General features: G+C 42.5%; 3 protein-coding genes. All 3 read right to left on the reverse strand.

Annotation, left to right across the window (positions count from 1 at the left end; all coding sequences use genetic code 11):
• The coding region (locus tag QEZ38_RS00295; protein WP_281334616.1) for an SIALI-17 repeat-containing surface protein at positions 1-5541 on the reverse strand (5541 nt) is incomplete at its 3' end.
• Between the two features lie 170 nt (positions 5542-5711).
• The gene (locus QEZ38_RS00300) at positions 5712-14054 is read right to left on the reverse strand and encodes an SIALI-17 repeat-containing surface protein (protein WP_281334617.1); all 8343 of its coding nucleotides are present in this window, start codon (positions 14052-14054) and stop codon (positions 5712-5714) included.
• A 245-nt stretch (positions 14055-14299) separates the two neighbouring features.
• Complete coding sequence (locus tag QEZ38_RS00305; RefSeq protein ID WP_281334618.1) at positions 14300-15154, reverse strand: bifunctional methylenetetrahydrofolate dehydrogenase/methenyltetrahydrofolate cyclohydrolase; 855 nt, start codon at positions 15152-15154, stop codon at positions 14300-14302.
• Between the last annotated feature and the right edge of the window lie 48 nt (positions 15155-15202).

Consider the following 15202-nt stretch of genomic DNA (forward strand, 5'->3'; position numbering starts at 1 on the left):
TCCATGAGCTGATTCTACTGGTTCTTGATTTTGTTCTTTATAGACAATCGCATAAAGTCCTAGATCTTTGGTGACAAATTCAACTATGTCACCTAATAACGTCACCTTTTGAACCTGCAAGCCTTGATCTAAGCTCATGTGATAAACCTCTTGAACCTGACCCTTGACTGGCAATCTCACTAAGACAGCACCTTTCGGATCAACCATTTGGTTATCTTTATCCAGCAATTTCACTTGATAAGCATCGTAGTGCTTACCAGCTAATTCTTGGCGTAGAACCTTCTGCACTTGAAGCTTGAGGTCTTTAGATAACTCTGTAGTTAGCCCTGCTACCAGAACTCCAGTTTCCTTATCAGTCAAGATACGAACCTCTTCGGCTGGTTTAACAAGACTTGGTGCAGGCTCATTTCCCACTGTAGCCAATGTTCCTGTGTATTCTGGCAGCTCGTTCTTGGCTGCTTCCACAGCATTAACGCCACCTGTAAATTCTGGGGCTTCGTTCTTAGCGGCTTCTACTGCATTGACACCACCTTCAAATTCTGGCACTTCTACTACCGGAGCTGGTTCGTCGCCTACTGTGCCGATTGCAGCTGTGTATTCTGGCAAATCATTCTTAGCCACTTCTACTGCATTGACGCCGCCCTCAAATTCTGGAACTTCTACTACTGGAGCTGGTTCGTCGCCTACTGTGCCGATTGCAGCTGTGTATTCTGGCAACTCATGCTTAGCGACTTCTACTGCATTGACACCACCCTCAAATTCTGGCACTTCTACCACTGGTGCTGGATCGTCACCTGCTGTACCGATTGCAGCTGTGTATTCTGGCAACTCTTGCTTAGCTGCTTCTACTGCATTGACACCGCCCTTGAATTCTGGAACTTCTACTACTAGAGCTGGCTCATCACCTGCTGTGCCAACTGCCTCTGTGTATTCTGGCAACTCATGCTTAGCGGCTTCTACTGCATTGACACCACCTTCAAATTCTGGGACTTCTACTACCGGAGCTGGTTCGTCTCCTACTGTGCCGATTGCATCTGTGTATTCTGGCAACTCATTCTTAGCTGCTTCTACTGCATTGACACTACCTTCAAATTCTGGCACTTCTACCACTGGTGCTGGCTCGTCGCCTTTACTTATTGTCGGTGCTGGATCGTTTTCCACTTCTTGATAGAAGGTAGTCATTTCGTAGAACTCTGGTTCTCCACCTTCCCAAGAAACTTTTACCTCAAGAATCCGTGGATTTTTTCCTGAAAGGGCAAAGGTTTGGAAACTTGATCTTACTTCACCCAAATTTTTCCATACTGATTCACCAGCATCATTCAAGGTACGAACTTGGACATTTACTTTTGCACCTTCTGGCAAGTCAGCAATCAAGCGAACATGATTGACCTTGGTTTCTTCAGATAAATGATAAACAAGCTCTCCTTTATCTTCAGTAGCTGCATAGCTAGTCAATACATTACCGTCAGTCATATTTTTCTTCAGGTTATCCGCTTCTTCGCTACCAGTTCCTGTCACTGTAGGATTATTTTCAGGATTGATAAATTCACCATCATTAATCACGATTTCGCTAAATCCTACAAAACGAGCATTATAATCCGCTGTAAAGAGAACACGCATAAACTTAGCAGTTACAGGTTGATCCAGAATACCTTCGATATAACGGTTGCCTGGGTTTGCAGAATCATGTGTCCAGCCGTCGGTCAAGGAATTATCACGAATTTCATTTTCCAAACCATCTCCGACTGTTACAACATCCGTCCAATTCTTACCATCTTCACTGACTTGAATCTTTCCATCACGCAAATAATTACGCTGAGCATCCTGAATATAGGCACGAATCTTCTTGATGTTACGAGTTGTGCCTAGTTTCATGACAATTTCCCCGTTTTTACGTTGATAATCAGAAAATTCTACAAAATTATTAAAGTCCCCATCAAACAGTTGACCTAAATTGTGTACGCGACGAACATCATTAGCACCATAATATTGGTGGATGCCCATAGTGGTTGATAAGAGTTCAGTTGGATCCACTTCTTTTGTCTTAACGACTAATTTTCCAGTAGGAAGCGCTTTGTCCTTATCTGTCTTGTTCACGATGCGTACATAGCGCACTAAGGCGTGTTCTGGAAGTTGGTCAGTGTTCAGCCATTCTACTTCATTTGCTGAATATTCCAGCGTCAAACCTGTTTCACCTGCACCTTCAAGTGCAATTGAACTAGCTTCATGGAGGCGGTCCAATTTCAAGCCAAGATAGCCATTTGCTGGAAGATGATTCCCTTGAGGTAAGGTCATTTCATAACGACCATGACTGTCCACTACTGGCGTTTCTTTCAAGCTGTCGACATTGGTGACGGTCAAATCAGTATTTGGTGTATCGACGTCAACTCTAAAGTCCGCAATTCTCCACCATTTGCTGAGAAGCTGTGTATTACGAACACGAACGTATTGGGCTGTGAAGTTTTGGCTAATATCTGAAATTCGATCCCCAGCTAAGGTCTGAAGTGTCTTCCAGTTTGTACCGTCTGTAGAATATTCGATGATACCAGCTGCTAGTTTGTCACCTTCCCCTTGAACTAGATGAACATGTTTCACTTTCTTAGCTCCACCCAAGTCCATTTGAACCCAAGCATTTTCTGGAGTCACATTTGTTTGATTGGCATGAGCCATCATAGATTCGGTGTTATCTTTGCCATCTTGCATTTGAAGCACACTGGTTCCATACTTGTAAACCAGATTTGGACTTAGGGTAATGGTTCCTTTTACCTTCTTGCTTCCAAGTTCGAGCGGTCTATTGACAGCAATCTCACGCATGGCAAGCCAAGCATTATCTTTTTTAGCAGTGGCACGCATACGAACTGCTTGTGCCGTAATATCAAGATTAGTAAATTCAAGCGTACGTTCTCTACCTGTGTAGGCTGGACTTGTGAGAGCCACCCAGTCGCCCTCTTCGTTTTGATACTCGACAAGGGCATTTCCGAAGGTATAATTATCGGCTGTCTTTGTTCCTGTAGCAAAACCTAGCGTATGAACCTTAATGGCTTTATTGAAACGAAGTCCTACATAATCATCTCGTTCAATAACGGTTGTCGTCTTGACAATCGCATGAGTATCCAAGTCGCCATCTGTTACTTCTGCAAGACCTCCTTCAATCCCCGCACGGTTGGTAATAAAGGTGGTCACAAGTTTATCTGGATGCAGCATGGTCTGGATATGTGTTGCCAAGTATTCCTTTAAGTTATTGATAAATGGACGAATATGTTGCACCCCAAACTCTGCCCGTTCATAATGGTCTACATAGAAGAAGGAATAACTAATGGACTGATCGTAATACTTAACCCCAGCATAATAATGCTCCCAAACCTTAGCATCATTCTTTTCAGCCAAACCTTCTGTCGCTGTCAGCAAGGCTTCTAAAGCATCCATCTGGTCCACTGTATTGTCTAACCAGTAGTGGATTTGGTCAATAAGCTTCTTGTCCCCTTTTTCTTTCAGAAGGAGGGCGTCAACCTTCAAGTTTGCAAAGATACCCTTTAATTCTTTTCTCTCTGCATCTACATTTTGACCAGCCTTCAATTTGTTATAAAAGTCTGTCAATTTAGGTGCAAGCTCAACAGATTCTTCCAATTTTGTGACATGTGGAGGGCGGTTTTGGTTGCGCATATGCTTACCAAGTTCACGAAAGGCTTTTGATACATCACTTTCTTCAAAGTTTCCATTGACCACATAGTTAAAGGCCATATCATTGATTTTTTCAGCTTCTTCCGCACTTCTCCATTGCTTCCAACCATACTGAGCCACATCAAAAAGGGCTACCTTTGAAGCTTCGGATTGTTGCATCGGATTTAGCATGATGCCCTGAGCCAAGGACAAATCAACATTGGGATGTAAGAATTTTTCACCACCACCCAGAATCAAGTGTTGCTTGATATTATCATTACAAGGCCAGTTGATCCAGAAATGAATCGGACGATACTTCTTGCCACCTTCTGTCAAATTCTTCTTCAAATTTGTCAGGAAGGTTTGGTCAACTGCACCCCAAACTTTTCCTCCTGTTAGAGTTAAATGGACCGTTTCTGGAAGGCGTTCGTTGAGCGTACGAAGTTCATCTTCTGTCCCTTGTCCCATATACCAGGCTGGAACGAAAATCATATCTTTACGAAGTCCGCTGTATTTTGTTTCTTGTTCAGTTAGCCAATTTGTCAGGTCGGTCATTAACCGAACATAACTATTGTAGCCACCAACAGGCCAGGCCGCATCATCAGCTAGAACACCAAATTCACGCACACCTGCATCCAGCAACTGAGTGAATTTCGCTTTAATGACATCTAAATCCTGTTTATATAATTCATCCGTGTCAAAACGCATCTTCTTATGCATAAATGGATGGATGGTCCATACATAGCGAGTCTTTGTTTCATTCCCCACACGAGCTAGATCACGAATCTCTGCCATTTTTTCTTCTGGATAGAGTTCACGCCATTTTGCATTGTGATAGGGATCGTCTTTAGGCGCAAAGAAGTACTGAGTTAACTTCAAGTCACCACCATAGCGCATCAACTCTTCACGGTTTTCCTTGGTCCAAGGATTTCCATAATAGCCTTCGATAAAGCCACGGTTCTTCACTTCTGCATAGTCTTCTACGGTCACATCTCTAAGAACCGGAACAGGACTCTCCTTCAGCATCTGTTTCAAGGTTGTTAGTCCAAAGAAGACAGCATCGGTATCCTTTCCGACAATCGAAATCTTATTGTCCTTCACGCGCAATACATAGGCATCAATTTTATCGTATAATTCAGACGAAATATCTTGGACTTCTTTTTCTGCCAGAGGAGCTTTCCCACGCACTCCAAGGAAAATGTTGGTTGCTCCTTCTGTAGCTTTTGTACTGGTAGTATAGGATACATTGCTAGCTTGGAGAACTTCTTTGGCACGGTTACGTGTATAAATATCTAAGCCATCGCTAAAGACAAGATTTACCTTTCCTTCTAGAGCAGTGACCCCATCGCCATACGTTACCTTTTGAGGTCTTGGGAATACCGTATATTCTTTTTTAGCTACTTGAGATTTTGCGGCATCAATTTCTGCTTTACTTGCAGGTTTGTCTGCTGTAAATGAATCAGCTTTCTCCACCGTTCCATTTACTTCAGCTGGTTTCGTGGGTTCTGTAACTACATTAGTCTCAGTAGGAGCTACTTCAGTAGAAGCATTTTCTACGGTTGTTACTCCCTTCTCTACTGTAGAATTTTTAGTTTCTACTGGCTTTGAAGAAGTTTCTTCGAGAACTTGGGACTTAGCCACTTTAGTCTCTGAAACAAAGTCTGCCTCTGCACTTTTAATAGCGCCTGCCAATTCTGGTGATAACTTATCTTCTGGTGGAAGCTGTGTAAGACTTGTTTCTGCTTCTAGTGCGGGCTCTGTCTCTGCAGCTTGTACCATGCTAGCTCCAAAGATACTCGCGCCAACCATAACTGAAGCTGCTCCTATTGCAAATTTTCGAATGCTATAATGACAACGTTTCTCAAAAAATTGATGATCCATCTTTCTTCTATTCCTTTCCTCCAACCACTCATCTAAGCGGTTTCATCCCTATTTTAAAAAACGGAGAGAACCTAGAGGTCCTCTCCATATGGTTGTAGCATTTTTCCATCCTATCCACTGGGATAGTCCAAGTATTTCTACAATCAATCAGCAATGTAGAGTTCCAAACTCTATTTTTCTTTACGTTTAACTGTTAGTAATGCCACTGATAAAACAAGACTGAGACTTGCTAGGAAGGCAGCTGTATCAGATCGACTTTCACCTGTTTCTGGAAGTCTTGCTGAATTTGCTTTTCCTGGATTATTTCCAGAAACCTCTCCCTGAGCTGCTAGCCCATGAGCTGATTCTACTGGTTCTTGATTTTGTTCTTTATAGACAATCGCATAAAGTCCTAGATCTTTGGTGACAAATTCAACTGTGTCACCTACAAGCGTCACCTTTTGAACCTGCAAGCCTTGATCTAAGCTCATGTGATAAACCTCTTGAACCTGACCCTTGACTGGCAATCTCACTAGAACTGCACCCTTTGGATCAACCATTTGGTTATCTTTATCTAGCAATTTCACTTGATAAGCATCGTATTGCTTACCAGCTAATTCTTGGCGTAGAACCTTATGAACTTGAAGCTTGAGATTAGCATCCAGGTCTTGAGATAGCCCTGCTACCAGAACTCCAGTTTCCTTATCAGATAAGATTTGAACCTCTGCAGCTGGTTTTTCAACACTTGGTGCTGGTTCGTCACCTACTGTGCCGATTGCATCTGTGTATTCTGGCAACTCATACTTGGCTGCTTCAGTAGCGTTAACACCGCCCTCAAATTCTGGGACTTCTACCACTGAAGCTGGTTCGTCACCTACTGTGCCGATTGCTTCTGTGTATTCTGGCAATTCATTCTTAGCCGCTTCTACTGCATTGACACCGTCCTCAAATTCTGGCACTTCTACTACTGGAGCTGGTTCGTCGCCTACTGTGCCGATTGCTTCTGTGTATTCTGGCAACTCATGCTTAGCGGCTTCTACAGCATTAACACCGTCCTCAAATTCTGGGACTTCTACCACTGGAGCTGGTTCGTCACCTACTGTGCCAAGTGCATTTGTGTACTCTGGCAACTCGTTCTTAGCGGCTTCTACTGCATTGACACCACCCTCAAATTCTGGGAATTCTACCACTGGAGCTGGTTCGTCGCCTACTGTACCGATTGCATCTGTGTATTCTGGCAACTCGTTTTTAGCGGCTTCTACTGCATTGACGCCACCCTCAAATTCTGGAACTTCTACTACCGGAGCTGGTTCGTCGCCTACTGTGCCGATTGCTTCTGTGTATTCTGGCAACTCATGCTTAGCTGCTTCTACTGCATTAACACCGTCCTCAAATTCTGGGACTTCTACCACTGGAGCTGGTTCGTCGCCTACTGTGCCGATTGCTTCTGTGTATTCTGGCAACTCATTCTTAGCTGCTTCTACTGCATTGACGCCACCCTCAAATTCTGGAACTTCTACTACCGGAGCTGGCTCGTCGCCTACTGTACCGATTGCAGCTGTGTATTCTGGCAACTCATTCTTAGCTGCTTCTACTGCATTGACACCACCCTCAAATTCTGGAATTTCTACTACTGGAGCTGGCTCGTCGCCTACTGTGCCGATTGCAGCTGTGTATTCTGGCAACTCATGCTTAGCCGCTTCTACTGCATTGACGCCGCCCTCAAATTCTGGGACTTCTACTACTGGTGCTGGCTCGTCACCTGCTGTCCCAATTGCATCTGTGTATTCTGGCAACTCATGCTTAGCCGCCTCTACTGCATTGACACCGCCCTCAAATTCTGGAACTTCTACGACTGGAGCTGGCTCGTCACCTTTGCTAGTAGTAATGACAGGTTTGACCTTAACTTCAACAATTCGATCTTGTGCCTCAGTCGTATCTGTATGAACAGTTGTACGGTTAGATCCTAAGACCTCAACATAATCAACTCTTTCACCGTTCTTACCTTCTGAGATTACACGACGTTCATCTTGAGCTAAATCATTATTTTCACGGATGATTTCTTTAAATAGAATTGGAGTCTTCACAACTTCTAGACTTGGTCGTTCGAGAACAGGACTTTGGTCGCCTTCTTCAGGAACTATACGGTGACTAGCCTTGAAGTGAATACGATATTCCTTGACAAGACTACCATCCTTAGCAAGAAGACGGACAAGAGTAGGAAGGTTATCCTGACTAGACTCAACAACCGTTGTCACACCGTGACCACTTACTTGAGCAGTCACCTGTGGTTTAGTGCCATTTAAGCTCACTGTATAATCTGAAACCTCAGGATCAAAGTTTTCTAATGCTTTTCCAGCAACCGAAATGGATACTGAAGGAGTTTCCTCATCTCTTGCTTTAGCAGGAGAGTAAGCACTAAACTCGACCATTGCTAGACCATTAGTTGTAGATTTACGAGTCATACGTGCTCGAATGGCTGTTGTCTCAATCGGATCAAAGGTAAATTCAATCGGCTTACCAGCCACGATTTCTCCAGATGCTTTATAAGGAATTTCTTGCCAGTTTTCTGCCTTGTTAAATGGATGATCCGCATTTTCTTCATAACGAGAAATGGTGCTTGGTTCTGTATAGGCAGGACCAACATATCTTTCCAGTACCATTTTTGCTGGTGCGTCTGTTCCACTGTCTTTAAAGAATTGAATGGCTACTTTTCCAACAGACTGAGGTGTAATCTGGCCATTCTTCTTAAAGAGAATTCCCACAGATGTTTCTTGGTCCTTCGGAGTACGAGACCAGTTAGTCCAACGTCCATCCTCGTTAAAGTGCCCATCGTTGATATAGAAAATCTTATCCCTAGAAGCTGCTTGTGTATCATTTGTAGTAGACGCAAAGGCTTTAGAATCAGTTGCATTATTGCTTGCATTTTCTGAAATGACTTGATTACCTTTTGTAAAAACTGTTACTTGCATCTTGGTTGTTAAGTCTGTTCCTAGAACATGACCAAGGACTTCAAAACTACCTTCTTGGGCAGTCGCATGTTCTGGCACAGCATCCCATTGGACAGCAAGGTTAGCTTTAACCCAGCCAGCTTGTGATGGATAGTAGACCGTTACTTCGGCAGGCAATTGAAGTTGATCACCAACATTCAGGGTCTGAGCACTATTTTCCGTAGCTACTGGTTGTGTTGTTTCTTTTTCATCATCACGGAAGATGCGATATTCTTTCAAGATGGTTCCGTCTTCTGCTTTCAAGATAAGGCGTGTCGCACCTTTTTCACTTGTTGCAGGAACAACTGTCACCACACCGTTGTTGCTGGCTGTTGCAGTGATTTCCTTGCTTGCTTGAGGAATATAATAATCTGTCTTAGACGGATTGAAATGCGCAAGCTTCTTGCCATCTACTTGGATAGAAATTTCTGAGCTGGTAGCACTTGGAACTTTACTTCCTAAAATAGTGATTTCTGTCAAACCAACACCAGCAGTTCCATCTGCTTTCTTCATACGCATACGAACAGCATAAGTTTCAACCTTATCAAATGTAAAGTGGTTTGTTTGACCTGCAGATAATTGTCCTGGAGCTTTGAGATGTTCAACTTCTTTCCAGTTGGCAGCATTGTTGAATGGATGGTTGGTATCACGCTGAGCATTATTGACATCATTTGGAAGATCTGGAACTTCTTGACCGACATAGTATTCAATAACATATTCTTTTGGAAGTCCGATTGCCCCGTCTGTATAGAAATCAACTGACAGATTGTCGACAAAGCGCTTGGTCAAATCACCAGAGTTACCAAACAAGATAGATGCCCAGTCATTATCAGTACCTGTTTGCCATGTAGTCCATCGATTCTTAACATCTGTACTGGCTCTTGAAACTGTCAAATCATTCAAAGTACTTGCCGAATCATCACCACCCGTATTGGACACGATAGCCGCTGGCAATTGGGAACCCGTCCATTGTTTAGAGATGTTATTTCCAGCAACAACTTGACTAGAAACACGAACATGAGCCTTGGTAGTCAGATGGCTACCCACTAATTGACCCTTGATTTCATAGATACCTTCAGTCTGACTAAAGTTTTCAGGAACCTTATCCCAAACGACATCTTTATAGACAGTTGTTCCATTTGAATGATAAGCACGGACGCTAGCTGGCAATTGAACCGTTTCACCCTTAGGTAGAGTTAAACTGATTTCTTCTGCAACCTGCAAACCTTCAACAGTCACGTTGGCAAGAGCTTCAATGTCTGTGCCTTCTACATGACCTTTAAGGGTAAAGCTATGATAGTAGCTCAGATCTTTTGCATCTACCTTGTCCCAAGTTACAGTTACCTTACGAGGCAAGCCCTTATCAAAATCTACTCCAACTTGACTAGGTAAATTCGGTTGCTGATTGATATCTGTAGAGATAGAAACAGGATGAAGTTTGACAATTTTCTTGTCTACTGTATTTTCTTTGATGACCAGTTCAGTTTCTACAGACTGAGTCTTATCAGTTTGATTGTCAATACGAGGAGTGAGGGTTACACTACCTTTCTTGTAAAGAAGCAAGTTCTGACCATTTACCTCAAGATGAGCACCATCAGCTGACTTAGCTTCCAAATGGATATCTGATGCTGAAAATTCAGTCTGTGAACCATCCTCATAATGACCAATTACATGATAAGTAAGAACTTGATCTTCTGTTGCATTTTCTTTACCTTCTACACTTACTTCCAAGCGTGTCAAGGCAGGCGCTTCTTTCACAAATTGAATCAAGTAAGTTTGAACTAAATCGCCCTTCTGGTCACTCAAAAATACAGAAGCCTGATAATCATTAGCTACTGAAGCTTGTTGAACAGTTACTTGGTAGCCAGTAGTTTGTGCTCCAACACTTGGGATTTTAGCAGTATAAGGAAGGGATACTCGGTAGTAGGTCTTTCCAGGCTCAAAGTTTTCAAGAGCCTTGTCACCAACAGTGAGACCTGTAACAGTACTTTCTGTTTCCTTATCACTCGCGATAAAGGTTGCCGTAACCTCGTAGTCATTGCCTTCCAATTTACCAGTTGCTTCAGTACGTCCACCTTCTTTTGTCAAGGCAGATGGATCTTTCAAGGTCCAAGAAACGACATTCGCATCAACCAAGTTACCATCTGACAAAACAGCCGTTACAGTTTTATCCAAATCTTCTGCTGCTGTTCCCACTGGGACTGTTGCTACCTTAGGCAACCACTTATCGAGTGCAACCACCTTAACAAGTGCTTCAGCCTTGGCTTCGAGACCTTCCACACTACCAAGGACTTTTTTCTCACCAGCACTTGAAAGGAGATCTTCTGGGATGTCCCAAGTCACAGCTTTTTCTTCGACACTACCATCGCTATAAATAGCTGTCACAGTCTCTGGCAATTTAGGATTTTCGCTGACATCAGTTCTTGCCTTCACAGGGGCAAAAGCGACAAAATGGCGATTTTCTTTCTTGCCTGAAACGGTTGTGACTGTTGCTTGATCTGAAGCCAAGCCTGCAGAATCCGCATAAAGGGTAAATTTACCTTCTTTTTCAGTCGATTTAACGATGACAACACCTTTACCATTGAAGGCTTTTCTCTGCCATGTGCCATCTTTCTGAGCTTTGTAGCGTTCACGGCTAGCTTGTTCCCCATTGTCCACACCAACGATTTGGCCTTGGCCATGAAGATTGAAATGAACAAGATTATTGGCAGTTGGTACAACATTGCCGTCTTCATCAACGATTTCATAATGGATATAAGACAAATCCTTACCATCTGCAGTAATGACATGTTCTTCCTTGGTGAGACGAACTCTAGCTGGTTCCCCAGCTGTTGTCACACTATCACGCGCAATTTCTTTGCCATTTTCATCACGAGCAATAGCTGTTAAGGTACCCGGTTTATAGTCAACCAACCACTCAAGATACAATTCACTTGGTTTAGCTCCCTCGTGATAAGGGCGCCCATCTTCAGTTGTTTTCTTAACAAATTCTTTCTTACCAAGGGATTCGTTATTCAAGAACAATTCTACGCTGGCGGCATTTGAGAAGGTCCGTACAGGCACCTTGCCATTGACCAGCATATTACGTTCTTTAAGCGTTTCTTCAGTCCAATTCCAGTGAGGCATGATACGAACAGTTGGTTTTTCTTTGGCACTATACCATTCACTGCGATAGAGATAGAAATCATTCTTAGGCAAGCCTGCCGTATCAATGATACCAAAGTAAGAGCTTTTCACTGGTGTATTATCTTGGTTATGCCAAGGTGTAGGTTCACCGATATAGTCGAAACCAGTCCAGATGAACTGACCTGCATAGCCAGCACGATCACGGTCAAAGGTCCAAGATTCAGTAGCTGTTCTGCCCCAGGCTACACGGTCATTACCATAGTCTGATTGTTCATAGTGACGATTTGGGCGATTGTCGTGCCAGAGTAAATGAGCAGGATCAAAATAAGAATCTCGAGTTCGAGTCGCTGAAGAAGTTTCAGAACCGTAAATCAACCAGTCTGGATGGGCTTTACGAACTGCATCATAATTACGCTCACCGTAGTTCATACCAACAGCATCCATGATTGCTGCCAATTTCAAGAATTCTCCAGTAGATCTATTACTGAATTTGTTTTCACCCATGGTCACATAGCGCTCTGTATCGATTGCTTTGATGATAGCTTTCAAACGCTTAGCTGTTTCTAGTGAACGTTCTCCACCATCTGCTTCATCTACTTCATTACCGAGTGACCACATGATGATTGAAGGATTGTTTTTATCTCGTTCGACCATGGTTCTGAGGTCAAAATCAGACCACTTTTCACCCTTCTTAGCTTCTGGGTGAGTCGCATCTTGGTCAAAGAAACGTCCATAGTCATAAGTTTTCTTACCACGATACCAAGTATCAAAGGCCTCTTCTTGGACCAAAAGTCCTAGACTTGCCGCAGCATCAAGTAACTGTGGACTTGCTGGATTGTGAGTCGTACGGATAGAGTTAACTCCCATATCTTTCAGGAGTTTTAATTTACGGTAGGTTGCTTTATAGTTTTCTTCTGCCCCCAAGGCTCCATTATCATGGTGAATACTAACCCCATGGAACTTCATTCTCTCGCCATTAAGAGAGAAGCCTTCCTTAGCTGTCCAGTTGAAGTAACGATAACCAAAAGTATCTTCTGTCACATCAACCAGCTGTCCGTCATTATAGACCTTGGTTTTAAGAACATAGAGCTGAGGATTATAACTTTTCGTTGTCCAAAGAGTTGGTTTATTAACCAAGATCGTTTGCTTAAAGTTTGCTGTCTCATTTCCTGCTAGGTTCTTGGTTACAGAACGAACTAAATCTGAGACAGCCTTCCCTTCCTTAGTAAAAATCTGTTGCTCTACAAATACCTTAGCTAGAGTCTTGGCAGTATTTTTGATCTTGCTTTGAATTTGTGTTTCAACATTGCCATCTTTTTGTTCAGCTAATTTCGGACTTGTAATGTGATTGCCATTCTCAGCCACCTGCACCTTGTCACGATAGCTAAGCGTCACATCACGATAGATCCCACTTCCTGAGTACCAACGACTACTTGGTTGCTTATTGGTAACTTGAACAGCAATAGTATTCTCACTGCCATCTTTATTCAAAAATTCAGTGATATCATATGAAAAATGATTGTAACCACTTGGATAATGACCTACAAATTGACCATTTACATAGACCTTAGAGTCCATGTAAACACCGTCAAAGTTGATACGAACGTCTTTGTCCTTGGCAGCTTCATCAACCGTGAAGGTCTTACGATACCAGGCAGTACCACCATTTAATTGACCACCTTCATTACGAGCAGGAGACTTGTGATCGAAATCAAAATAGATACTCCAGTCATGAGGAAGGTTCAACTTAGACCAGTCATGAACATCCACATCTTTCTTAGAAAAATCACCCTGAGCGTTTAATTTAAAATACCAGTCTTTGTTGAAATTTTGTTTTCTTTCTTGCAACAGTTGGTCTTCTTTTTCCTTCTCTTTTGTGGCTTGAGGCAATTCACTTGCCGAAGCTTTTTCTTCCTTGCTTTTATCGTCCGTTACAGGTTTATTCTGATTAGGTGTATCAGTATGTTCTTCTCGAACTGCTAGCTTGTCAGAACTTGCTTCTGAATCTGTAGACTCTTTCCCGTCCACTTCAGTAGCAGATTTTTCAGTTTTTTCAACTTTGTCTTTTTTAGGGCTAACTACTTCTGCTTCCTTTTCTTCCTTAGGACTTGTAGCCTCAGTCATCTTTTCTTCAGTTACTGGTTTTGCTGGTTCAACCGCATCATTTTCTTCTCCAGTAGCTGAATCTTGTGGGCCATTTTGCTCAGCTTTTGCAATGGCTGCAGCATGATCATCTGGAAGCTTCTCTAAAGGTTGAACTTGGTGAATCGTTTCTTCGCTGGGACTAGTTGTTTCGGTTTCAGCAGCTTGCGCTACCTGAAGACCAAATATACTAGCTCCAATCATGACAGATGCCGCACCAATGGCGAATTTACGAATACTAAAATGACAACGTTTTTCAAAAAATCTCTTATCCATTAAATCCTGTTTTCCTTTCTTATATATTTAGTAAGCGATTACATTCTTTACTAAAAAATAAACCTCCTCCCAGAACGCCAACTAAATTTTTAGATATAAACATTGTTAACTTTAATATATCAAAATAGTAGAGGATTTTCAATAATTTGTAGAAGTTTTACTGTAATTTTATTAAAATAAGTGCAAGAAAAAACAAGTTCATTTTTTAGAACTTGTTTCTTCACTATATAAAATCAATGCTTGTATTATCTAACCAAACTACGCAATGCCGCCTGATAAGTCTGCTCCATCAACATAGTAATGGTCATAGGTCCAACTCCACCAGGTACAGGTGTGATATGGCTAGCGATTGGCGCAACAGCATCATAGTCAACATCGCCACAGAGCTTGCCATTTTCATCTCGGTTCATCCCCACATCAATGACAACTGCTCCAGGTTTGACAAAATCAGCAGTCACAAACTTAGCACGACCGATTGCTACGACAAGAATATCTGCCTTAGAAGCTACCTTGGCAAGATTATGTGTTCGTGAGTGGGTCAAGGTTACAGTTGCATTCTTAGCTAATAACAACTGGGCCATTGGTTTACCGACAATATTGGAACGACCAATGACAACTGCATTTTTACCTTCTAAGTCGATCCCATACTCATGAAACATTTCCATAATACCAGCAGGAGTTGAAGGAATCATAACTGGGTGACCAGACCAAAGGCATCCCATGTTGAGCGGATGAAAACCATCCACATCCTTTTCTGGATCAATAGCCAATAAAACAGCTTCTTCATCGATGTGTTTTGGTAATGGCAACTGCACCAAAATACCATGCCAAGCTGGATCGTGATTGTATTTGGCAATCAAGTCCAACAATTCCTCTTGGGTAATGGTTTCAGGAACTCGCACAACTTCACTTTGGAAACCTGCAGCTATCGCTGAACGTTCCTTGTTACGAACGTAAACCTGACTGGCTGGATTGTCCCCAACCAAAATAACCACCAAACCAGGAACCAAACCTGTCTCTTCTTTCAATTTCGCAGTCTTTTCAGCCAATTGTCCTTGTAGCTTAGCTGCTAAAGCTTTGCCATCAATAATCTGTGTCATGTGTTTTCTCTTTTCTAACAAATATCTTCTATTATATCAAAAAAACAC

It is taken from the genome of Streptococcus taonis, from assembly GCF_029948085.1.
Lineage (GTDB): Bacteria > Bacillota > Bacilli > Lactobacillales > Streptococcaceae > Streptococcus > Streptococcus taonis.

Bases quoted from the DNA above. Each gene is read 5' to 3' on its own strand.
- QEZ38_RS00300 (WP_281334617.1), bottom strand. From the start codon at position 14,054: ATGGATAAGAGATTTTTTGAAAAACGTTGTCATTTTAGTATTCGTAAA.
- QEZ38_RS00305 (WP_281334618.1), bottom strand. From the start codon at position 15,154: ATGACACAGATTATTGATGGCAAAGCTTTAGCAGCTAAGCTACAAGGA.